The following is a 21,809-nucleotide window of genomic DNA, read 5'->3' on the forward strand; positions in this document are numbered from 1 at the left end:
CCATCAATCAAGCAGTTGATTGACTTTGCCACTGTGATGCGGTTCACTTGGCACCAGGATCGAGGGCCGGCAGCACGGCCCGTGCCGCACACCGACTCCAGCTTCGACGGCGCCCATCCGGACGCGAGCGGCCGGCATCGGCGCACTCGGCCGACGACCTCCTCGATCCTCGCCAGACTGCTTGCACCCCAAATCATTTCGATGCACTGATCACGGTTTCCCGCCGATTCCGGCAACGGACTCGAGCATCACCGTCGGCGGACACCTGATGGACACGGAGGTAGCCACATGACAGAAACCGCGGTGACCCAGGACGATCGCCCGTCGGCGGAGGAGATCATCCTCTACGACAAGGATCCGAAGACGAAGATCGCGACCATCACCTTCAACCGTCCGGATCACCTCAACGCGCCCACGGCCGACGCCCGTCTGCGCTACGCGGATCTGTTGCACCGCGCCGAGATCGACGACGACGTCAAGGTCGTGGTGATCCGCGGCGTGGGGTCCGATTTCGGTTCCGGCGCGGACCTGCCCGAGGCGATGGAAATGGAGATGGACCCCACCGCCTCCGGCCGGATGCGCGAATTGCGCATCGACGACGCCGACGCCGTCAACTTCCCCCCACCCGGGTCGTACCGGCGCGGTGCCTCGATCACCCAGTGGTACGCGAACTCGGCTGCAGGCTGCCGCAGCCTGCAGGACTTCAAGAAGATCAGCATCGTCGAGACGAAGGGCTACTGCTACGGCTGGCACTTCTACCAGGCGGCGGACGCCGACCTCGTGATCGCGAGCGACGACACCCTGTTCGGGCACCCGGCATTCCGCTACATCGGGTTCGGACCACGCATGTGGACCTGGGCGCAGACCATGGGGATTCGGAAGTTCCAGGAGATGGTGTTCACCGGTCGCCCCTTCACCGCCCAGGAGATGTACGACTGCAACTTCGCCAACCGGGTGGTCCCTCGCGACGAGCTCGAGGCCGAGGTCGAGAAGTACGCACTGGCGTGTGCGCGTACCCGGCCCACAGACACGGTGTTCATGCAGAAGGTGTTCTTCGAACTGATGAAGCAGCAGCAGGGCGAGTACATGGGCAGCATGATCACCGCCCTGTTCGAATCGCTCGGCGGAACCGCGATGCCGGATGCGGAGGACCTCAGCCTGGACGAGGAGACCCTCTCGGCCGGCATCAACAACGCGGTCAAGAGCAACGACGACCAGTTCCCTCCGGATTTCCGGCTCAGCAAGTCGGGCAGACGCCGCCCCTGAGCGCCCCGCACACAGCCAGCCGGATCCGACACACTCCGAGATCACTTTCGAAAGGCCAGGTTTGCCGATGTCCGAACAACCCCCTCTGGACAACTTCCTCGTCGTCGACATGTCGGACGGGATCGCCGGCGCGTACTGCACCAAGATTCTCGCGGACGGCGGTGCCGAGGTCGTGACGGTCGAGCCGCCGGAGGGGGATTCGCTTCGCGGCTGGTCCGCATCCGGCTCCGCCGCGAACACCGGCACCGACGGTGCCCTGTTCAGCCATCTCGCATGCTCAAAGAAGAGCCTGGTCGTCGATCCCGACGACTCCGACCGGATCGAGCTGCTCCACCGCCTGCTCGACAGCGCCGACGCCGTGGTGTGGTCGCCGGAGTCCCGGCTCGCGAGTCTGCCCGCCTTCGCGCCGTCGGCGATCCGCTCCGCCCACCCGCACCTCGTGGTCACCGCCATCACCCCGTTCGGTCTCGAGGGGCCGTGGAGCGATCGCGCGGCGACCGAGTTCACACTGCAGGCGTGGTCGGGCGGGATCGTCGGCCTCGGTCGCGGAGCCCCCGATCGCGCACCGGTACACGTGGGAGGACGGATCGGCGAATGGTTCGCCGGCGCCTACGCGTCGGCGGCGACCCTCGCGTCGCTGCTTCGCGGCGGTGCGGGCGAGCTCGTCGACCTGTCCATGCTCGAGACCGAGATCCAGGGTCTCACCTACCATTCCGTCACCTTCCAGGAACTGCGCGACCGCCCGTTCCGGTCGGAGCGGTCGATCTTCGTCCCCGGTGTCTCGCAGGCCTCGGACGGAATGGTGGCACTGGGATGTGCCACCGCCCAGCAGTGGAACGACCTGTGCGTCATGGTCGGTCACCCGGAGTGGATCGAGGACGACAAGCCGCTCGAGATCGCCACTCGTGCAGCACAGTTCGCGCCCCAGATCTACGAGTGGATCGGCGCTCGCACGGTCGACGGGGTCTGCGAGGCGGCGACCACCTTCCGGATTCCCAACGCCGCCGTCGGCAACGGCGCGAACCTCACCGACATGGTGCACCACGAGGAGCGCGGCTCCTTCGTCAAGAACCCCACACACGGCTTCAGTCAGCCGGGCCATCCCTACCGGATGAGCTCGTTCGAACTCCACCAGCCCGAACCGGCGCCCCGGCTCGGCGAACACACCGCAGCCGTGACCGCGGAACTCGCCGCCCCCGTGCGGAACCGCGACCGACGGGAGGCCCCGCCTGCCGGCAAGCCGTTCGCGGGTATGCGGGTGCTCGACATGACCGCCTTCTGGGCCGGCCCCTCGTGTACGCACATCCTCGCCACCCTCGGTGCGGAGGTCATCCACGTCGAGTCCACGACCAGGCCCGACATGACCCGATTCATCGCGGGTGTTCCCATGACGGACGACAGCTGGTGGGAGAAGTCCCCGATCTTCGCCGGGCTGAACACCAACAAGAAGGGCGTGACGCTCAACATCCAGACCGAACGCGGTCGCGAGTTGCTCAAGGAACTCGTGAAGACCTGCGACGTCCTCGTGGAGAACTACACCCCGCGGGTGCTGGACCAGATCGGCATGGACTACGAGTCGGTCAAGGCGCTGCGCCCGGACATCATCATGGTCCGGATGCCGGGATTCGGACTCGACGGCCCCTGGCGTGACAAGGCCGCGTTCGCCTACGTCATCGAGGACGCGTCCGGACTGACCTGGCTGACCGGCCATCCCGACCAGGATCCGGTCGAGCCGTACTCCATCGGCGACCCGAACGCCGGAATCCACGCACTGAACGGTCTGCTCATCGCGCTCGCCCATCGCGATCGCACGGGCGAAGGGACCCTGGTCGAGGCGAGCATGATCGAAGCCGCGCTGAACGTGTCGGCGGAGCAGGTCGTCGAGTTCTCGGCGTACGGGAAGATGCTCAACCGCGACGGCAACCGGGGCCCGGTCGCTGCACCCCAGAACCTCTACCAGTCGGCCGGCATCGACGAGTTCGGTCGCGACGACTGCTGGGTTGCGATCGCCGTCGCCACCGACACCCAGTGGGTCGCCCTGCGCGGTGCCGTCGGGTCGCCCGACTGGGCCCTCGATCCCGTGTTGGAGTCGGCGGAGGGCCGACGCAGGCAGCACGATCTCGTCGACGAGAAGCTGGCGCAGTGGTGCCGGGAACGCAGCGCCGACGACATCGTCGAGGTGCTGTGGGACGCAGGGGTTCCCGTCGCGAAGGTGATGCAGCCGCATCGGCAGACCGAACTGGCACAACTGGAGTCGAGGAAGTTCTTCGCCCAGGTCGATCACCCGGTGAACGGCGTCGCCCGGCACACGACGCTGCCTGTCCGGTTCACGTCGACGTCCGAGCAGTTCGACATGCGTCCGGCACCGCTCCTCGGCGAGCACAACACCGAGGTCCTCGCCGGCATCGGGGTCGCCACCGACCAGCTGGAACAACTCGAGAACGACAGGGTCATCGGCCGGAAACTGGCCTTCTAAACGGATCGGAAAGGTTCACGATGAAACCGACACCTGGAAAGTCACTCTTCAGCACCGTCGACTCGACGACGGTGGTGGTCATCCGATGGGGCGACGCAGACCTCGATCTCACCTGTGGCGGACAGCCGATGACCGACGCGGATCCGAAGGCCGCACCGGGCCTGCCCCCGAAGGCAGGCGCCACCCAACTCGGCAAGCGATACACCACCGGCGACGGCTCCGTGGAGCTGCTCTGCACGAAACCGGGCGAGGGCGAGTTGGCCATCGACGGTGTGGTGCTGGGGATCAAGTCCGCCACTCCCCTTCCGGCATCGGACTGACATGATGGCCGCCGGATCACTCGTCGACGTCGCGCTCCACGCACGGACTCGAATCCGTGAGGACGCGTGCGCGGTCCACGAGGCGGTCACCCGTCTCCGCGCAGGCGAGATCGTGATGGTGTGTGACGATGGAGGGTCGCCCACAACCTGTGATCTGGTGTGCGCGGCAGACCGCCTGACCATGCGGCGAACGGCCTTCCTGGTCAGGCACACATCGGGATTCCTCCAGGTGGCACTGCGGGATCCCGTCTGTCACCGGCTGCAGATCCCCCCGGTCGCACCGGGCACTGACCGCCTGTCCTCGCAGCAGTGTGTCGCCGTGGACGCGGCGGTCGGCGTCGGAACCGGGATATCGGCCGCGGATCGAACCCGCACGATCAACCGACTCGGGTCACCCGACGCGATCGCATCGGACTTCACACGTCCCGGCCACGTCGTCACCGTCCGTGTGGCGAATGGATCGTCACAGCACGACACCGCCTCTCTCGCACTGGCACTGGTCGAGATGAGCGGCTCCAACGCCGCGGTGTTCGCCACCCTGGTCGACTCCGGTCGGCACGCCACCGGCCTGCCGACCCGTGGCGAGTCCGTGGAGTTCGCAGCCTTCCACGGCCTCGCCGTCGTGCGCTCCACCCAGGTCTCCCGAGCGCGCTCGGCGTGAGGAGTGACCGTGCGCACAGCCCCAACCACACAGTCCCCGTCGCGGATCCGGAACTCCACCACGACGACGCTCGATCGAACCCACTCATCGCGCTCGATCGCGATCCCATCCGCCGACCCAGAACTCTGGGCCTTCTCCCTTGGACGGTGAACATGACCACTCTGCTGTCGGACTCCGCACCCACGAAGACGCCAACGCCGCTGCCGCCCTCGATGGTCGAGCGCGTGACCCTGATCATGGAGGCCTTCGACCGGCCACTGGCGCAACTGACCCTCGACGACGTCAACCAGCACACCGGACTCCCGCGCTCCACTGCGCACCGGATCCTCGATCAACTCGTCCGCTGCGGTTGGATAACCCACACCAAGACGCACTACAGCCTCGGCAGCCGAGCGCTGACCCTCGGCGGACGTGAACTTGCACAGCACGAATTGCGTTCCGCGGCGTCCGACATCGCGCAGTCCCTCGCCATGCGTACCGGTGCCAGCGTGCACATCGCGACGCTCGCGGGCGGTGACGTCCAGTTCCTCGAGATGTTCGCCGGGAGACAGGGCATGCAGTCGGCGTCTCAGGTCGGCAGTCGGGTACCTGCGCACTGCACTGCCGTGGGGAAGGCCATGCTGGCCGATCTCAGTCCCGAGTACGTCGACAACCAGTACACCGGTTCGTTCGCAGTCGTGCGTACCGCGCACAGCATTCGTGACATGACCCGGCTCCACCACGAACTCGCCGGCGTGCGGAGCCGGAACGGGCTGGCCATCGAACGCGGCGAGTGCTACGCGAGTCTGGCCTGCGTCGGCGCCGCCATCCGTAGCCAGGACGGGCCTGTGGGCGGCATCTCCATCGCCACCCGGCGCGAGAACCCGATCGAGCCGCTTGCCCGCATGGTCGTCCATGCCGCACAAACGATTTCGGCGCGGTTGACCGCGAACCGCAGCGCCTGCTGAGCCGCGCGACCGCACGGGATCCACACCCAGAGGGCTCCGTTCACGCTCGGTGTGCGTGAACGGAGCCCTCTCGTGTGTCACGCGATCGTCACACCATCGAGGCTGCCGGTGGCTCGCCACTGCTCGAGGAGTTCGAAGAACGCCACCGGACCTCCTCCGTAGCCGGCGGAGAGCAGGCTGTCGGGGTTGTGGGTGTCGCCCTCCGAGTCCAGGTAACTCGGGGTGCAGTCCGCGAAGAACTGCTTGCCCATCTCGGTGGTCTCGGCCATCGTCCGAACCCAGTCGTCCTCGGCCTGCTGGTCGGCCTCCACGAGGGAGCCTCCCCTGTCCCGCCATTCGGTGAGGATGTAGGCCAGGTGACGGGCCCGCTCCTCGGCGGTGTGGACGTAGTTGTGCGCGATTCCCGTCTGGGTGTAGCCCAGGAAGAAGCAGTTCGGGAAGTCGTGCGACTGCAAGCCGTGGAAGGTCCGGGGGCCCTTCGCCCACTTGTCGCTCAGTCGCACACTGCCGCGCCCGACGATGTCGAATCCGGAACGCCTGGTGTAGCTCGTTCCGACCTCGAATCCCGTTGCGAACACGAGGGCGTCGACCTTGTACTCGACGTCTCCGACCACCACACCGTCGGCGGTCAGCCGATCCAGGCCCTTGCCGTTCGTGTCGACGAGTTCGACGTTGTCGCGATTGAACGTCTGCAGGTAGGAGTCGTGGAAGCTGAGGCGCTTGCACAGTCGCTTGTACCAGGGCTTCAACTTCTCGGCGGTGTCCGGGTCCTCCACGATCGAGGCGATCCGGTTCCGCACCTTCTCCATGGACTTGTAGTCCTCTTCGAAGAGGAAGTCTCCGATCTCCTCCAGGGTCATCTGCCCACCGCGCCGTTGGAACTCCCGCATCACCGCCGGAGTGGTCAGCTCGTCGGACACCTGTGTCCACCCGTCGTCGACCAGGTCGACGTTCGCGCCCGCACCGGCGGTCATCCGGGTGAAGTTCTCCATCCGTTCCCGCTGCCAACCCGGTTGCAGGCTCGCCGCCCAGTCCGGATCGGTGGGTCGGTCCCCGCGTGCGTCCACCGCAGCCGGCGTCCGTTGGAAGACGTACAGCTTGCCAGCGCCCTTCCCCAGATGAGGAACACACTGGAGTGCGGTGGCACCGGTCCCGATGATGCCGACCGTCTTGTCGCCCAGTTCCGTGAGCTCGCCGGATTCGTCACCGCCGGTGTACGAGTAGTCCCATCGACTGGTGTGGAAGGTGTGGCCGCGGAACTCGTTGATCCCGGGAATGCCAGGCAGTTTGGGTCGGCTCAGCGGACCCGGGGACACGAGAACGATGTTCGCCGTGATCGCGTCGTCCCGATCCGTCGACACCGTCCACCTGCGGGTGTCGTCGTTCCACTCCATTCCTGTCACGGCGGTCTGGAACAGGGAGTTGCGGTAGAGGTCGAACTGCTTCGCGATGGCGATGCAGTGCTTGCGGATCTCGGGCCCGAATGCGTAGCGGCGCGAAGGGATGTAGCCGAGTTCCTCGAGCAGCGGCAGGTAGATGTACGACTCGATGTCGCACTGCGCGCCCGGATAGCGGTTCCAGTACCACGTTCCGCCGACGTCACCGGCCTTGTCCACGATCCGGATGTCCTCGAAACCGGCCTGGCGCAGCCGCACGGCGGCCAGCAGGCTGCCCAGTCCCGCACCGATGATCAGCACCTCGACCTCGTCGGACACCGGGTCCCGCTCGGCGAACGCGGTGTACGGGTCGTCCGCGTAGTGTGAGAACTCGGCCGTCACCTCGATGAACTGGTCGACCGCGTCGGTCCGGAGTCGCTTCGCCCGCTCGAAGGCGTGCTTCGCCCGTACCCATTCGGGGTCGAAGGAATCGGGCTGTGGACCCGGATCCTGAACGGTAACTGTCATCTGCTCACTTCTCTCCCTTGAGGCGGATCTCGCTGCCGAACCGCTCCCGTAAGGGTCGTGAATCGGGTGTGCCGCGATAGATTCCACGATCGATCAGGCGCGGGATCACCTCGTCCACGAAGGAACGGATGTCGAGGACGCCGGACGGGAACATCACGTTGAACCCGCCGACCGTGCCCTGGGCGTGCCAGCCGGCGAGATCGTCGACGAACTCGTCGTACGAGCCGACGAACTTGCGGTGCTGTGCGCCTCCGCGGGCAAGTGACTGGGCGGTGACGTCGCGCACGGTGACACCCGGGTTGTCGGTGATCCAGGTGTACAGCCCGACGTAGTTTCCGTAGGTGCTCTTGATCGTGTCCTGCACGTCTTCGGGCTTCGGGATCTGGTCGAGAGGGAACGGGTCGTCGATGCTGTCGAAGGTGAACTCGAGGCCGAACTGGATCAACGCGAACGGTGCGTAGATCTCGTAGGGCACGTGGTCGTCGAGCGCCCGCAGCTTCTCCTCCGCCTCCGCCTTGGTCCGGCCCAGAAACGGGATCAGGCCGGGGATCGCCGGAACCGTCCCCGCGGGCCGTCCCGCCTCGACGAGCGCTGCGTCGAGCTGAGCGCGGTAGTCGGCGGCCTGCTCGTAGGTGTTCGCGTTCGTGAACACCATCTCGGCGTGCTTGGCTGCGACCCGGATCCCCGGTCCGGAGCCACCCGCCTGCGCGATGAGCGGACGCAGTTGCTGGCTCGGGGCGACGTTGAGCGGACCGAGCACCTGGAAGTGCTTGCCCTGGTGGTTGATCGGATCCGCGTAGAAGCGCCGGATCCCGTCGGGGTCGAAGCGGAGCTCACGGTTCTCCCACAACCCCTTGACCACGTCGAGGAACTCGTCGGCGATCTGGTACCGCGTCGCGCGGTCCGGGTGCCCGTCCTTGCTGTAGTTGAGCGCCCACTCCTCGCTCACGCTGGTGACGGCGTTGAATCCCGCACGGCCGTTGGAGATCTGGTCGAGCGAGCCGAGCAGTCGTGCCAGGTTGTACGGGTCGTAGAACGATGTCGACGCCGTCGCGATCAGACCGAGGTACCGCGTCTGGGTGGCCAGCGCGGCGAACGCGGTGATCGGCTCCGGCGGGCCGCCGTCGAACGCCGGCGAACCGGCAGTACCTGCGATGTCACCGAGGAACATCGCCGTGAAGAGTCCCTCCTCGGCGAGCTTTCCCATCTCCAGAATCGGCTGGTACGCGTTGGTCCGGTCCGGTCCGCCACCGTGGTCGCGCTCGAACGCGGGCGTCCCCTGGTGGTGGTTGATCTCGTTACCGACGAGATTCAGGTGTAAATAGCGCTTGTTTGACATCTGCTCTCCGTCTTCGACTTTCGGCCAGATCCGATGCGGACTCGTGAATCGGGCGGCTACCGCCCTGCGCCCTGTGACCAGGCTATGAGAACCACCGCCACCGGCCGGAAGAAACATCCCGGTGGATGGAATCCCCGGAGGCGCCGACACGCGTGTCGGGTCTTTGCTTGCAAGCGTTCGACGGCCCCTCGCCGTCGTCCTCACACCTGCTGCGAGGCAACGAAAGACAGACCGGGCCGCCACCGGAGAACCGCGTGTCCGAACGGTCGCCGAACCACCTCCGGACTCCCGTTCACGAGTCCCCGATGCGACTCCCCCGGAATTCGTGACAGCCACGCGAGCGATGTGCAATAGTAACTTCGACCACATAGTTATCTACGTAAGATACGAGGAGCGCGATACCTGTCGGTCCGGCCAGACCGGTCACCGGAGCACGACGAGCCGGCAGGCACCGCGGCCCTCGGCACCACCCCCGCACCCCACCTGCACAGCCTCGAAGAGGTTTCGATGACACAAGACATCCAGTTCCTACTCCTGGGCCTGGGCAACGGCGCCGTCTACGCTGCACTCGCTCTCGCCCTGGTCATGACCTACCGCAGTTCCGGCGTCGTGAACTTCGCGACCGGTGCGATCGCGCTCTATGTGGCCTACACCTATGCCTACCTCCGCGACGGCGAGCTGCTGATCCCGATCCCCGGTCTGCCGAAGACCCTCGACCTCGGGGGACCCATGGGACTGGCCCCGGCGATGGCCGTCGCGCTGCTCATCGCCGCGGGACTGGGTGCACTGCTCTACTTCGCCGTGTTCCGGCTCCTGCGGACGGCACCCGCCACCGCGAAGGCCGTCGCGTCGATCGCGCTGATGCTCGCGATCCAGGCGCTCCTCGCCGCACGGGTCGGTACCTCGCCCGTGTCGGTCGACCCGATCCTGCCCACCGGCATCGTCAGGCTCGGGGACATCCGGATTCCGTTGGACCGCTTGTGGTTTGCGGGGCTGATCGTCGCGATCACCGTGGTTCTGGTCCTCGCGTTCCGCCTCACGCGTTTCGGTCTCGCGACCCGGGCCGCCGCGGAGTCGGAGACCGGCGCACTGGTGTCCGGCCTGTCACCGGAACGCATCGCCTACGCGAACTGGGCACTCGGCACGATGGTCGCCGGCCTCTCGGGGATCCTGATCGCGCCGATCGTCCCCCTCATCCCGGTCTCCTACACGCTGTTCATCGTGCCCGCCCTGGCGGCGGCCCTGGTGGGAAACTTCAGCGCGATCGGGCCTGCAGTGGCGGCCGGCATCGGCATCGGCATGCTGCAGTCGGAGGTGACCCACCTCCAGACGACGGTCGACTGGATCCCCAGATCGGGCGTCGCGGAAATGATTCCGCTCGTCGTGATGCTGGTGTTCCTCGTCTTCCGCGGCAAGCCGCTGCCCACCCGCGGCGCGATCGTCCAGTCGACGCTCGGGGTTGCCCGGCGCCCGAGGAACGTGTTGCTGATCGGCATCGTCTGGACCGCGATCGCCCTCGCCTTCCTGCTGTTCACCGACGGCAGCTACCGGGGCGCAGTCATCATCACGTTCACCCTGGCAATCATCGCCCTCTCGCAGGTGGTCGTCACCGGGTTCGCCGGCCAGATCTCCCTGGCGCAGCTGACACTTGGCGGTGTCGCGGCGTTCATGCTGAGCAGGTTCACCACGAACATGGGGATTCCGTTCCCTGTCGCGCCGATCCTCGCCGCACTGGTCGCCACGGTGGTCGGAGTCGTGGTCGGCCTCCCCGCCCTTCGGATTCGGGGACTTCCGGTGGCCGTGGTGACGCTCGGACTGGCGGTGTTCCTGGAGGCGTTCTGGTTCCGCAACAACAAACTCAACGGCGGAATCGACGGCGCCAAGGTCGAGTCGCCGTCGCTCTTCGGCATCGATCTCGGAATCGGCGTGGGCGACTCCTACCCGCGCATCCCCTTCGGCCTGCTCTGCCTGGCCGTGCTCGTCGTACTGGCGCTGGCGGTCGTCAAGCTCCGGACCAGCCGGCTCGGCGCCTCCATGCTGGCGGTGCGCGCGAACGAGCGATCCGCAGCGGCGTCCGGAATCAACGTGTCCGGCACCAAGCTCGTCGCATTCGCCATCGGCGCGTTCATCGCCGGCATCGGCGGATCGCTGATGGCGTACCAGCAGACCATGGCCGTCCCGGAGGCGTTCACGGCCATCGGCGGCATCGCAATGTTCGCAATCTGCTATCTCGCGGGCATCACCAGCGTCTCGGGCGCGATGCTCGCAGGCGTCATGGGAGCCGGCGGCATCATGTTCGTCTTCCTGGACCGGGTCGCCAACGTGGGCGAGTACTACCACGTCATCACCGGCATCCTGCTCGTCGTCACGGTCATCGCGAGCCCCGAGGGCATCATCTCCGATGTCTACAAGCGGATCGACGCGGTGAAGGCGAAGCTCGGCAGGCCCTCGGAATCGGCACTCGACACCGATCTCGACGTCACACCGGATGCCGAGACCCTGCGCCACACCGGCCCCGGTCGCGAGTTCGGCGACGTCGTGCTCTCCGCCCGCGGCATCGGTGTCCACTACGGCGGGATCACCGCACTCGACGACGTGTCGTTCGATGTCCGCGACGGCGAGATCATCGGCCTGATCGGACCGAACGGGGCAGGCAAGACCACGTTCATCGACGCGATCAGCGGGTTCGCGGAGTCCGACGGCACGGTCGACCTGGACGGACTGGCGCTGTCCGGTCTGCGGCCGCATCAGCGCAGCCGGGCGGGACTCGGACGCACGTTCCAGGGAATCGACCTCTACGACGACCTCTCCGTCGGCGAGAACGTCGAGGTCGGCACCACGGCAGCGCGGCAACACGGTGGTGACCGCCGACCGCTCGACGACACCGAGATGGACCACTTGTTCGAGGTCCTGCACCTGGACCGGGTCGTCGACCGCCCGGTCCGGGAGCTGTCCCAGGGACAGCGCCAGCTCGTGTCGGTGGCGCGCGCGCTCGCCGGTCGACCACACGTCGTGCTGCTCGACGAACCGGCGGCAGGGCTCGACACCAACGAGAGCCAGTGGCTCGGCCACCGACTGCGGGCGATCCGCGACAACGGCACCACCATCGTCATGGTCGACCACGACATGGAACTCGTCCTCGAGGTGTGCGACCGCATCGTCGTCCTGGATCTCGGCAAGGTCATCGCAGTCGGCACACCCGACGAGGTGCGGCGCAATCCCGCCGTCACCCGCGCCTACCTCGGTGCCACCCACAGCGGACAGGAGCTCCACGCATGACGACGGTACTGCGCTGCACCGATCTTGCGGCCGGCTACACGAAGGGCAGGCCCTGTGTCCGCGGCCTCGACATCGAACTCCGCAGCGGCGAGGTCCTCGCGATGCTCGGTCCCAACGGCGCGGGCAAGACCACCGCTCTGTTGACCCTCGCGGCCCTCCTGCCGGCTCTGGGCGGGACGATCGAGGTGAACGGGACGCCGTTGCGACCGGGAGATGCCAGGGGCGCGTCCCGCGCCGGACTGGTGCTGGTTCCGGACAACCGGGCGCTCTTCACCACGCTGACGGTGGCCGAGAACCTGCGCCTGGCCGTCCCGGGCAGGCGCAGGTGGCCCGGTGAACGCGACCGCATCCTCGGCTGGTTCCCGCGTCTCGGCGAGCGGCTGAAGGTCGCGGCGGGAGCCCTGTCGGGCGGCGAGCAGCAGATGCTGGCCATCGGTCGGGCGCTGGCGCAGCACCCGAGCGTCCTGCTCGTCGACGAGTTGAGCATGGGGCTGGCCCCGGTCGTCGTCGAGCGCCTGCTGCCCGTGATGCGCCAGGTTGCGAACGACACCGACACCGCAATCATCCTGGTGGAACAGCACGTTCAGCTGGCACTGGGAGTGGCCGACACAGCGCTCGTCCTCCGTCACGGCGAGAAGGCACTCGAGGGAGACGCCGGTGAACTCGCGGCCGATCCACAGCGGATCGAGCAGGCCTACCTCGGCGAGCACACCGTCCCGGGGGGAGGTGTCGTTCCCGCAGTGCACGTTGACGCGGTCCAGTGATGGCCGACCCGCACAGGTTTCCCTGAACACACAGCAGTTCAACGCATTTCGTGCACCGCGCGAAAGCGACCACCCCAGATCCGACACGAGATCACGGCACACGCCACACGTCGAAAGGTGAATCAATGAAGACCGCTCGCCGAACCAGGACCTTGCGGATCGTGGCTGCCACGGCCGCGGCGGTCGTGGCCACCTCCCTGGCCGCGTGCAGCAGCGACGACGACAGCAACACGGTGGACGGCGCGAGCCCCAGCGCCGAACTGCCGCCCGGCGCCTTCGCCGGAAAGGTGGCTTCGGGCGAACCGGTCCGCATCGGGCTCCTCACCAACGAAGGCGGACAGGCGATCTCGCAGCCGGAGACCCGTGAGGCCGCCGAGGCCGCCACCAAGTACGCGAACGAGAACCTCGGCGGTATCGCTGGACGGCCGATCGAGTTGGTGGTCTGCAAGACCCAGGAGGAGCCGACCGCGGCGCGCGACTGCGCACAGCAGATGGTCGAACAGAACGTGCCCGCGGTGGTCGTCACCAGCACCGGCCTCGGCAGCATCGTCAATCCGATCATCACCGGCGCAGGGATCCCCTACGCGACTGCGCTCGGCGGCAGCCCCGCCGAGATCATGAGCGAGAACTCGTTCGTCTGGACCGCAGGCTCCAACACCTCGCAGGCGATGGCCGCCTACGGCAAGGAGCAGGGCTGGAAGACGGCTGTCGCGTACAGCATCGACAGCCCTGCTGCCACTGGCTCGCTGGAGCGGATGGGCGGACCGGCGTTCCGGGCGAACGGCATGGAGTTCGAACTCATCACCATTCCCTTCGGCACCCCGGACGCGACGCCGCAGGTCAGCGCCGGCCTCGACAAGGACCCGCAGGGCGTCCTCGTGTACGGCGAATCCACCGTCTGCACATCGGTCATCAAGGCCCTGAGCACGCTCGGTTCGACGGCCCAGATCATCGCTCCGCAGACCTGTGCGGCACCCGACGTCGTGTCCGCCGTCGGACCGACTGCAGTGGAGGACATGAAGATCTTCAGCAGCGGCGACTCCGTGTCGGACAAGCCCGAATCCGTCCTGTACCGGGAGATCATGGCGAAGTACGCACCGGACACCTCCACCGAGGGCTACGCCGTGACCGGCTACCAGAGCATGCTCGGGTTCGTGCGAGCCGTCCAGGGCCTCACCGGTGACGTCACGAAGGAGACCGTCGGCAACGCACTGCGGGGCGCCAAGGACATCCCGTTGCCCGCGGCGGAGGGCGTCACGTTCACCTGCGACGGCACCGCCATCCCCGGGATGTCGTCGATCTGCGGCAACAAGATGATCGTCCTCACCATGAAGGACGGCGTGCTCACCGACCCGCAGGCGGTCAGTGTCGTTCCGCCGCAGACGTCGGGGCAGTGATTCCACAGCCGACGTGATCGACGACCGCGGCGCCCGAGTCATCGGGCGCCGCGGTCCTGTGCGCGCTGCACGAGCGAGCGCTGCGTGTCACGCCTGGGGCATGTCTCCCAATCCCCTTGTCGGCGCACCTGGCGCTCAATCGCCGCCCCGCTGCGTTGTCGTCGGCGCAGATACAACCCCGGTATCTGCTTCTCCTCCGCCTTGCCGGACAACGATTGATTCGCCAGGAGCATCCGAGAGGGATCGGGAGACATCCCCTAGCGTCGAACCATGCAGCGAACACATGCGGCCCGCGCGCGGCGCCGATCGGGACGAAGCGCCGCGCTTGCTGTGTCGGGAGTTCTCGTGCTCGCGGTCAGCGCCTGCTCGAACGGTCCGGACGGCGACGGCACCGGGCTTGCGCCGACATCCACGACCGCCACGGACCCGGCGGTGGACGCCGGCAGTGACGGGCTCGCGCCAGTCGAACTCACCGTCACCGCGGGCACGGATCCGGGTTCCGCCGACGGCAGATCGCTGAACGTTCCGTCCGGGTGGAACGCCGAGATCTGGGCCGACGTCCCCGGCGCGCGGCTCGCAGCCTGGGCACCCGACGGCAGCGTCGTCGTGTCCACCGGAGATCAGGGCGTCGTGACACGCCTCGTCCCCACGTCGGAGGGCGAGGCACCGTCGTCGACCACGCTGCTCGACGGCCTCGACGACCCGCAGGGAGTGGCGTTCGCCGAGCAGAACGGGCGATCGGTGCTCGTCGTCGGTGAGGCCACACGGATCGTGGCATGGGACTACGCGGACGGCAGCGCATCCAACCGGCGGATCCTCGTCGACGGACTGCCGTCCTCCGGCCACGGCAAGAAGGCGGTGACCGTCCGAGGCGACACCGTCTTCTACAGCCTCGGATCGAGCGCGAACCGGGATCCCGCGGACCGCACTGCCGATCCGCAACGCGCCACCGTCTGGCAGGTGGGTCTCGACGGGACCGGGAACAGCGTCGTCGCCACCGGCGTGCGCAACGGCTTCGGACTCGACGTCGGCCCGGACGGGACACTGTTCGTCGCGGTCAACCAGTCCGACAACCAGCCGTACCCGTTCCGGGACGACACCGGACGCTACAGGGAGTCGGTGCGCGGGTACGTCAACGAGAACCCGATCGAACAGATTTCCCGCATCGCTCCCGGCACCGACCTCGGTTGGCCGCTGTGCGTCCCCGACACCCGCGGCGGCATCACCGACGTTCCCTACGTGCCCGACCCGATGAACAACCCGGACGGACACGAACTCGACTGCGCCACCCTCCCGAACACGATGGTCGGGCTGCCTGCCCACTCCGCGCCGCTCGGCCTCGAGTTCACGGCGGGCACTCCGATCGAACGGGCGCTCGGGAGCGGTGCCCTGATCACCGCCCACGGCTCATGGAACCGGGAGCCGCCGCGCCCGCCGTCCGTCGCGTTCACCCCATGGGACGCCGCGACGGCCACGCTCGGTCCGCCGATCGCACTGGTCACCGGCTTTCAGGACGACGACGGTTCGCGCTGGGGCCGCACCGTCACCGCGGTCCCCGGCCCGGATGGATCGCTGTACGTCACGGACGACGACGCCGGCCTCGTCTACCGTCTCGCCCCCGGAACGTGATGGGCGCGACCTCCGTGAGCGGCTCGATGAGCGACCTACCCGACCGCTCGGGAACGGTTTAGGAAAGGATGGGGGCCCACACTGCAACGGCGACGACAGGAATCGACGGGGTGAACGAGACGTACACCGGTGACACGATCCCGGTCTTCTTCCTCTCGGACAGCACCGGGATCAGCGCCGAGACCATGGGCAACGCCCTGCTCCTGCACTTTCCCGATCACCGGTTCGACCGAACGCTGATCCCGTTCATCACCACTGCCGACGACGCCCGCGAGGTCGTGCACAGGATCGACGCAACGATGGACCGCGGTGTGACACCGCTCGTGTTCGTGACGGCGGCCCTCGACGACGTGCGTCTCGAGTTGCAGAAGACCCGCGCCCCCGTCATCGACTTCTTCGACATGCACATGCAGCAGGTCGAGTCGATCCTCGGCACCCGCGGCGCCCGGACTCCCGCACGTCTGCACGGCGTGGGTGACGTCAAGCGCTACAACGCGCGTATGCAGGCCGTCGAGTACTCGATCGAGCACGACGACGGCCAGCGTGTTCGCACACTGGACAAGGCCGACGTGATCCTGGTGGCGCCGTCGCGCTGCGGCAAGACTCCCACGACCATGTACCTCGCACTGCAACACGGACTGCGGGTCGCGAACTACCCACTGGTCGACGAGGATCTCGTGAGCACCGACCTGCCGCTCCCGATCCGGCATCTCCAGGACCGCTGCTTCGGGATCATCACCACCGCAGCGCGCCTGAGTGCGGTGCGGACGGAACGTCGCCCCGACTCGACGTACGCGTCACTGCGCCAGTGCACCTATGAGCTCAAGCGTGCGGAGGAGATGTATCGCACGCACGACCTGCCCGTCATCGACTCGTCGGCGAAATCCGTCGAGGAGATGTCCACCCTCATCCTGCAAGTGCTCGCACGCAAGTCCCGTCGTCACGATTGAGGAGCCAGTTCATGAACACAAACGTCCGGTGGTTCGCCGACCTCGGCCTCGCCGACCTCGAACAGGTGGGCGGCAAGAACGCGTCGCTGGGCGAGATGGTCCGCAACCTGACGAACGTCGGGGTCCGGGTCCCGAACGGGTTCGCGACGACCGCCGACGCGTTCCGCCGATTCGTGAACCAGCCGAGCGCTACGGGCACGATCCTGGCCGAGACGATCAGCGCGCGGCTCGCCGGCCTCGACACCGACGACGTGCAGGCCCTGGCCGAGGCAGGCCGGGAGATCCGGGCAGCGGTCATGGAGCAGCCCTTCCCGGCCGATCTCGACGCCGATATCCGGACGGCGTTCGCAGAGCTGTCGGGCGGATCGGACGACGCGTCGTTCGCCGTCCGGTCCAGCGCGACCGCCGAGGACCTGCCGGACGCGTCGTTCGCCGGGCAGCAGGAGACCTTCCTCAACGTGCGGGGCGTCGACGCGATCCTGCAGGCGATGCACGAGGTGTTCGCATCGCTGTACAACGACCGCGCCATCGCGTACCGGGTGCACCACAACTTCGACCACGACGCCGTCGCGTTGTCGGCGGGCGTGCAGAAGATGGTGCGCTCCGACATCGGGACCTCGGGCGTCATGTTCACCATCGACACCGAGTCGGGTTTCCCCGATGCCGTGTTCGTGACGTCCTCGTACGGCCTGGGCGAGGCCGTCGTCCAGGGCGCGGTGAACCCCGACGAGTTCTACGTGTACAAGCCGTCCCTGCGCGCGGGCCGTCCTGCCGTGCTCAAGCGCGGCGTCGGGTCGAAGGCGACCAAGATGGTCTACACCGCCGACCGCTCGGTCGGCAGGACGACCGAGTTCGTCGACGTCGATCCCGCTGATCGGCGTCTGCTGAGCCTCACCGACGCGGAGGTCGAGGCGCTCGCCCGTCAGGCATTGCTGATCGAAGAACACTACGGGCGCCCGATGGACATCGAGTGGGGCAAGGACGGCGTCGACGGCGAGCTGTACATCCTCCAGGCTCGTCCGGAGACGGTGCAGTCGCGGGCGGCTGTGACCGGCCAGCAGCGCTTCAGGCTGAACGAGACCGGCACCGTCCTCGTCGAGGGCCGCGCGATCGGCGCCCGTATCGGCGCCGGTGCGGTCCGCGTCCTCGAGTCGGTGGAACAGATGCACGAGTTCCAGGCCGGAGAGGTTCTCGTCGCGGACATGACCGACCCCGACTGGGAACCGATCATGAAGCGCGCCAGCGCGATCGTGACCAACCGCGGTGGCCGTACCTGTCACGCGGCGATCATCGCCCGCGAGCTGGGTATCCCCGCCGTCGTCGGAACCGGTGACGCCACACGGGCTCTCACCGCCGGCCGCGAGGTGACGGTCTCGTGCGCGGAGGGCGATACCGGTTACGTGTACGAGAGCCTGCTCGACTTCGAGGTCACCGAGTCCTCGATCGAGGCGATGCCCGAGATCGGCACCAAGATCATGATGAACGTCGGGACTCCGGAGCAGGCCTTCGCCTTCTCCCGCCTGCCGAACAACGGCGTCGGACTCGCACGCCTCGAGTTCGTCATCAACCGCCAGATCGGCATCCACCCGAAGGCCCTGCTCGACTTCGACACCCTCGACGCGCCGCTCAAGGAGAAGATCGCTGACGCGATCGCCGCCTACCCGAGCCCCCGCGAGTTCTTCGTGGACCGGGTCGCCGAGGGCGTCGCGACGATCGCCGCGGCCTTCGCGCCGCATCCGGTGATCGTGCGCATGTCGGACTTCAAGTCCAACGAGTACGCGAAACTCGTCGGCGGCGAGCTCTACGAGCCCGACGAGGAGAACCCGATGATCGGCTACCGCGGCGCGTCGCGGTACCTGTCGAAGGACTTCGCCGACTGCTTCGCGATGGAGTGCGCGGCGCTGAAGTACGTCCGCGACGAGATGGGTCTGACGAACGTCAAGATCATGATCCCGTTCGTCCGCACTCTCGCCGAGGCCGAGGGCGTCATCTCGCTGCTCGCCTCGCACGGGTTGCGACGCGGTGAGAACGGACTCGAGGTCATCATGATGTGCGAGGTGCCGTCCAACGCAGTCATCGCCGACGCATTCCTCGACCACTTCGACGGGTTCTCCATCGGGTCGAATGACATGACGCAGCTGACGCTCGGGCTCGACCGCGATTCCGCGCTCGTCGCAGACTCCTTCGACGAACGTGACCCCGCCGTGAAGCACATGCTCGCAGCGGCGATCTCGGCCTGCAAGGCCCGCGGCAAGTACGTGGGCATCTGTGGGCAGGGGCCCAGCGACCACGTCGATCTCGCCGAATGGCTGCTCGAACAGGGCATCGAGTCCATGTCCCTGAACCCGGACACCGTCGTCGACACCTGGCAGCGACTGGCCGCACTCGGCTGAGTCAGCACTCCCCACGCACGTCGCGGCGCGACGTGCGTGGGGAGCATCGGCTTCTCGCCGGGCCGAACGGCGTCAGGTCACTCGAGGACGAAGACGGGGATCCGACGCCGCGTCTTGGTCTGGTACTCGGCGTACGGCGGAAACGCGGCCACCGCCAGTTCCCACCAGTGCTCGCGTTCGGCGCCGTCGATCTCCCGCGCGGTGAGCTCGCGGACCGTCGTCCCGTCCTGCACCGTGATCTGCGGGTGTGCCTTCACATTGAAATACCACGACGGGTGGCCGGGTGCGCCGCCCTTGGACGCCACCATCGCGTACCTGCCGTCCTCCTCGACCCGCATCAGCGGGACGTAGCGCTGCTTGCCCGACTTCGCCCCGGTGGTGGTGAAGAGGACGATCGGGCGATCCAACGCCTGAACGCCGTCGGTCGTTCCCTGTTCCAGGATCTTCTCGGTCTGGTCACGTACCCAGCCCTCAGGGCTGAGTTCCGGTTGATCGCTCATACTCATCGCCAACACCTCCGAGGCGTCCACCATTCCAGGATCATCGCGCCCTCCCGGTCGCCGTGGGGGCCCGGACTCGTCCTTGACCTCCCGAGGCCGGCACAGCCCGGACAGGACCGGCGGCAGGGTCAGAGCGGGTCGGCGAACAGGTCTTCGACCTCGCTCAGCGGGAGCCCTGTCGCCTCGGCGATGTCGTCCAGAGGGATTCCCGCCCGGCACAGTTCGGCGGCCCGGGACCGTGGACCGTAGAGCCATCCGAGCGTCGTCAGGGACTGTTCGGCGGCTTGCCTGAGCTGGGCCCGCTGGGAGGGTGACCACGGCGCCGACCGCAATCGCGACGCCTTTCCGATCCAGTGGCGCAACAGCTCCCCAACAGCCTCGCGTTGCTGCGCTGCGGTGCGTCCACCCATCGCTTCCTCGGACACACAGGCGTCGACGAGCATCGAGGGTTCGGTCCTCTCGAAGCGGGTGAACGACCTCCGGCCGCCGCTCTCGGGCAGGCAGCGCAGACAGATCACGAGGGTGCCGGGGACCGCCTTCGTGGCGGCAGCGAAGTCGGCTCCGGCGTCCTGCAACTCGCTCGCCAGCCGGTACACGTCGCCGACCGGTCCGGTGTCCGACGTGACCACGAGATCCATTGGCCCGACGATAGCGCCTGGCCGCACTCGACCGAACCGACCGCTCCACCCGGCGGGGAATGACCGGCAGCGCCACCGCGTTACGTCGACATGGCGACACTCGAGATCTCCCCACGGGTCACCGAGCGACTGATCGGCGAAGACGTCATCTGGCTGACGACCGTCCGCCCGGATCTCGCGCCCGTGCCCACCCCTGTCTGGTTCCTCTGGTCCGACGGCAGTTTCCTGCTGTTCAGCGAGCCTGGGACAGCCAAGCTGCGCAATGTCACCACCAGCCCCGGTGTGGCCCTGCACCTCAACTCGGACGCCCACGGCGGCGATGTCGCGGTGTTCACCGGAAAGGCCGTGATCGACGAATCCGGGCCCACCGCGGCCGAGTGGGCCGCGTACGCCCGGAAGTACGAGCGCGGCTTCACCTCGATCGACATGCCACCCGACGAGTTCCGGCAGTCCTATTCGGTTCTCGTGCGGGTGACACCGGATCGGCTACGCGCCTGGTGACGAAGGCACCTCGGATCGGTTCACGATGCCGGCCGCACCGCCGACGCTGCAGGACGCCCCATCAGCTCGAAGATCGACAGTGCTCCGCCGCCGGTTTCCGCCACGCCCCGGGCAGCGCGCCACAACCGCTGCGAGGTGACGTTGACCGCGGACTCCTCGGCCGCGACCGACGGGACCCGGTCCGCAACGCGCTCACGCTGACCAACCCGTCGGCAGATGTTCCCGCGGCGTTGCCGTGACGTCCCTTGACCGCCCGGTTCACGTCAGCTCAGATGGTCGGATGAGCGACGAACTGTTCGAACACGAGACCAAGACCGAACTCAGCCGCGAAGACGCCGCGCAGCGGCTACGCGACCTCGCCGATGCGATCGCGCGCCACAACGAGGTGTCCTTCGTCGTGAACAACAAGACGGTGCGCGTCGACATCCCGCCGGTGGTGAAGTTGAAGGTCGAGATCGAGCGGGGCGAGGAGTCGGAGATCGAGGTCGAGATTTCCTGGTAGGTGCCCAGATACGACGAAACCCGCCCTGTCCGAGAACAGAGCGGGTTTCGTCTTGTGGAGCTAAGGGGACTCGAACCCCTGACCCCCACACTGCCAGTGTGGTGCGCTACCAGCTGCGCCATAGCCCCGTGTTCACTTGTTCGAGCCCGGTCCGGCTGGTCCGAATCGATCCGGGCCGTTCCGCTCTCGCCTGGAAAAAGTTACACCACCATCTGTTGCGGCAACAAATCGGCTGGTCAGAACTGCTATCCGCCTCGACTGGGTGGTCGGCGCCGCTGTCGGCGCCGACCACCGAGAGGTCGTCAGTTGAGTTCGGACACCCAGTTCGGGTTGCCGAGCGCGT

General features: G+C 67.3%; 17 protein-coding genes and 1 tRNA gene. 13 read left to right on the forward strand and 5 right to left on the reverse strand.

Translation table 11 applies throughout. The features are described from left to right. Positions 1-288 precede the first annotated feature (288 nt). The 5 genes from ACFSJG_RS13790 (at position 289) to ACFSJG_RS13810 (ending at position 5,670) form a co-directional block, all read left to right on the forward strand. Positions 289-1,266, forward strand: coding sequence for an enoyl-CoA hydratase/isomerase family protein (locus ACFSJG_RS13790; protein ID WP_378485764.1), 978 nt, complete (start codon positions 289-291; stop codon positions 1,264-1,266). 67 nt (positions 1,267-1,333) lie between these two features. Then, positions 1,334-3,742, forward strand: a complete 2,409-nt coding sequence (locus tag ACFSJG_RS13795; RefSeq protein ID WP_378485765.1) for a CaiB/BaiF CoA transferase family protein — start codon at positions 1,334-1,336, stop codon at positions 3,740-3,742. Between the two features lie 20 nt (positions 3,743-3,762). Continuing rightward, positions 3,763-4,062: a hypothetical protein gene (locus ACFSJG_RS13800; protein WP_378485766.1), complete on the forward strand. Its 300-nt coding sequence runs from the start codon at positions 3,763-3,765 to the stop codon at positions 4,060-4,062. Positions 4,063-4,066: 4 nt separating this feature from the next. After that, complete coding sequence (locus ACFSJG_RS13805; RefSeq protein WP_378485767.1) at positions 4,067-4,723, forward strand: 3,4-dihydroxy-2-butanone-4-phosphate synthase; 657 nt, start codon at positions 4,067-4,069, stop codon at positions 4,721-4,723. 152 nt (positions 4,724-4,875) lie between these two features. Further along, positions 4,876-5,670, forward strand: a complete 795-nt coding sequence (locus ACFSJG_RS13810) for an IclR family transcriptional regulator (protein ID WP_378485768.1) — start codon at positions 4,876-4,878, stop codon at positions 5,668-5,670. 77 nt (positions 5,671-5,747) lie between these two features. Here ACFSJG_RS13810 and ACFSJG_RS13815 read toward each other — a convergent pair whose 3' ends face one another. Continuing rightward, positions 5,748-7,574 (reverse strand): flavin-containing monooxygenase, encoded by a 1,827-nt coding sequence (locus ACFSJG_RS13815; protein WP_378485769.1) that lies wholly within the window; start codon positions 7,572-7,574, stop codon positions 5,748-5,750. 4 nt (positions 7,575-7,578) lie between these two features. After that, positions 7,579-8,913: an NtaA/DmoA family FMN-dependent monooxygenase gene (locus tag ACFSJG_RS13820; protein ID WP_378485770.1), complete on the reverse strand. Its 1,335-nt coding sequence runs from the start codon at positions 8,911-8,913 to the stop codon at positions 7,579-7,581. A 507-nt stretch (positions 8,914-9,420) separates the two neighbouring features. Between ACFSJG_RS13820 and ACFSJG_RS13825 the strand changes: the two genes are divergently transcribed. From ACFSJG_RS13825 to ppsA, 6 genes are all read left to right on the forward strand, one after another. Then, the gene (locus tag ACFSJG_RS13825) at positions 9,421-12,192 is read left to right on the forward strand and encodes an ABC transporter permease subunit (protein WP_378485771.1); all 2,772 of its coding nucleotides are present in this window, start codon (positions 9,421-9,423) and stop codon (positions 12,190-12,192) included. Beyond that, complete coding sequence (locus tag ACFSJG_RS13830; protein ID WP_378485772.1) at positions 12,189-12,956, forward strand: ABC transporter ATP-binding protein; 768 nt, start codon at positions 12,189-12,191, stop codon at positions 12,954-12,956. Before ACFSJG_RS13825 ends, ACFSJG_RS13830 begins: the two co-directional genes overlap by 4 nt. Positions 12,957-13,117: 161 nt before the next feature. Further along, entirely contained in the window at positions 13,118-14,353 is a 1,236-nt protein-coding gene (locus tag ACFSJG_RS13835) for an ABC transporter substrate-binding protein (protein ID WP_378485773.1), read from the forward strand. Positions 14,354-14,623: 270 nt separating this feature from the next. After that, entirely contained in the window at positions 14,624-15,982 is a 1,359-nt protein-coding gene (locus ACFSJG_RS13840) for a PQQ-dependent sugar dehydrogenase (protein ID WP_378485774.1), read from the forward strand. A 110-nt stretch (positions 15,983-16,092) separates the two neighbouring features. Next, positions 16,093-16,932, forward strand: coding sequence for a pyruvate, water dikinase regulatory protein (locus ACFSJG_RS13845; protein WP_378485775.1), 840 nt, complete (start codon positions 16,093-16,095; stop codon positions 16,930-16,932). Between the two features lie 11 nt (positions 16,933-16,943). Next, positions 16,944-19,325 (forward strand): phosphoenolpyruvate synthase, encoded by a 2,382-nt coding sequence (gene ppsA / locus ACFSJG_RS13850; RefSeq protein ID WP_378485776.1) that lies wholly within the window; start codon positions 16,944-16,946, stop codon positions 19,323-19,325. Between the two features lie 77 nt (positions 19,326-19,402). Here the strand turns inward: ppsA and ACFSJG_RS13855 are convergent, their stop codons facing one another. Both ACFSJG_RS13855 and ACFSJG_RS13860 read right to left on the reverse strand, forming a co-directional pair. Next, positions 19,403-19,825, reverse strand: a complete 423-nt coding sequence (locus ACFSJG_RS13855; RefSeq protein ID WP_378485989.1) for a nitroreductase family deazaflavin-dependent oxidoreductase — start codon at positions 19,823-19,825, stop codon at positions 19,403-19,405. A gap of 128 nt (positions 19,826-19,953) precedes the next feature. After that, the gene (locus ACFSJG_RS13860; RefSeq protein WP_378485777.1) at positions 19,954-20,463 is read right to left on the reverse strand and encodes a hypothetical protein; all 510 of its coding nucleotides are present in this window, start codon (positions 20,461-20,463) and stop codon (positions 19,954-19,956) included. Between the two features lie 90 nt (positions 20,464-20,553). Here ACFSJG_RS13860 and ACFSJG_RS13865 point away from each other — a divergent pair, with 90 nt between their 5' ends. Beyond that, on the forward strand, positions 20,554-20,964 hold the full coding sequence (locus ACFSJG_RS13865) for a TIGR03667 family PPOX class F420-dependent oxidoreductase (protein WP_378485778.1): 411 nt from the start codon (positions 20,554-20,556) through the stop codon (positions 20,962-20,964). A gap of 280 nt (positions 20,965-21,244) precedes the next feature. After that, complete coding sequence (locus tag ACFSJG_RS13870) at positions 21,245-21,466, forward strand: amphi-Trp domain-containing protein (RefSeq protein WP_378485779.1); 222 nt, start codon at positions 21,245-21,247, stop codon at positions 21,464-21,466. Positions 21,467-21,521: 55 nt separating this feature from the next. Here ACFSJG_RS13870 and ACFSJG_RS13875 read toward each other — a convergent pair. Further along, a tRNA-Ala gene (locus ACFSJG_RS13875) sits at positions 21,522-21,594 on the reverse strand. Between the last annotated feature and the right edge of the window lie 215 nt (positions 21,595-21,809).

The sequence above is a fragment of the Rhodococcus gannanensis genome (genome assembly GCF_042681175.1).
In the GTDB taxonomy this organism is placed as follows: domain Bacteria; phylum Actinomycetota; class Actinomycetes; order Mycobacteriales; family Mycobacteriaceae; genus Rhodococcus_G; species Rhodococcus_G gannanensis.

Bases quoted from the DNA above. Each gene is read 5' to 3' on its own strand.
- ACFSJG_RS13795 (WP_378485765.1), top strand. From the start codon at position 1,334: ATGTCCGAACAACCCCCTCTGGACAACTTCCTCGTCGTCGACATGTCG.
- ACFSJG_RS13860 (WP_378485777.1), bottom strand. From the start codon at position 20,463: ATGGATCTCGTGGTCACGTCGGACACCGGACCGGTCGGCGACGTGTAC.
- ACFSJG_RS13800 (WP_378485766.1), top strand. From the start codon at position 3,763: ATGAAACCGACACCTGGAAAGTCACTCTTCAGCACCGTCGACTCGACG.
- ACFSJG_RS13805 (WP_378485767.1), top strand. From the start codon at position 4,067: ATGGCCGCCGGATCACTCGTCGACGTCGCGCTCCACGCACGGACTCGA.
- ACFSJG_RS13810 (WP_378485768.1), top strand. From the start codon at position 4,876: ATGACCACTCTGCTGTCGGACTCCGCACCCACGAAGACGCCAACGCCG.
- ACFSJG_RS13870 (WP_378485779.1), top strand. From the start codon at position 21,245: ATGAGCGACGAACTGTTCGAACACGAGACCAAGACCGAACTCAGCCGC.
- ACFSJG_RS13865 (WP_378485778.1), top strand. From the start codon at position 20,554: ATGGCGACACTCGAGATCTCCCCACGGGTCACCGAGCGACTGATCGGC.
- ACFSJG_RS13840 (WP_378485774.1), top strand. From the start codon at position 14,624: ATGCAGCGAACACATGCGGCCCGCGCGCGGCGCCGATCGGGACGAAGC.
- ACFSJG_RS13820 (WP_378485770.1), bottom strand. From the start codon at position 8,913: ATGTCAAACAAGCGCTATTTACACCTGAATCTCGTCGGTAACGAGATC.
- ACFSJG_RS13830 (WP_378485772.1), top strand. From the start codon at position 12,189: ATGACGACGGTACTGCGCTGCACCGATCTTGCGGCCGGCTACACGAAG.
- ACFSJG_RS13855 (WP_378485989.1), bottom strand. From the start codon at position 19,825: ATGAGCGATCAACCGGAACTCAGCCCTGAGGGCTGGGTACGTGACCAG.
- ACFSJG_RS13825 (WP_378485771.1), top strand. From the start codon at position 9,421: ATGACACAAGACATCCAGTTCCTACTCCTGGGCCTGGGCAACGGCGCC.
- ACFSJG_RS13815 (WP_378485769.1), bottom strand. From the start codon at position 7,574: ATGACAGTTACCGTTCAGGATCCGGGTCCACAGCCCGATTCCTTCGAC.
- ACFSJG_RS13790 (WP_378485764.1), top strand. From the start codon at position 289: ATGACAGAAACCGCGGTGACCCAGGACGATCGCCCGTCGGCGGAGGAG.
- ppsA (WP_378485776.1), top strand. From the start codon at position 16,944: ATGAACACAAACGTCCGGTGGTTCGCCGACCTCGGCCTCGCCGACCTC.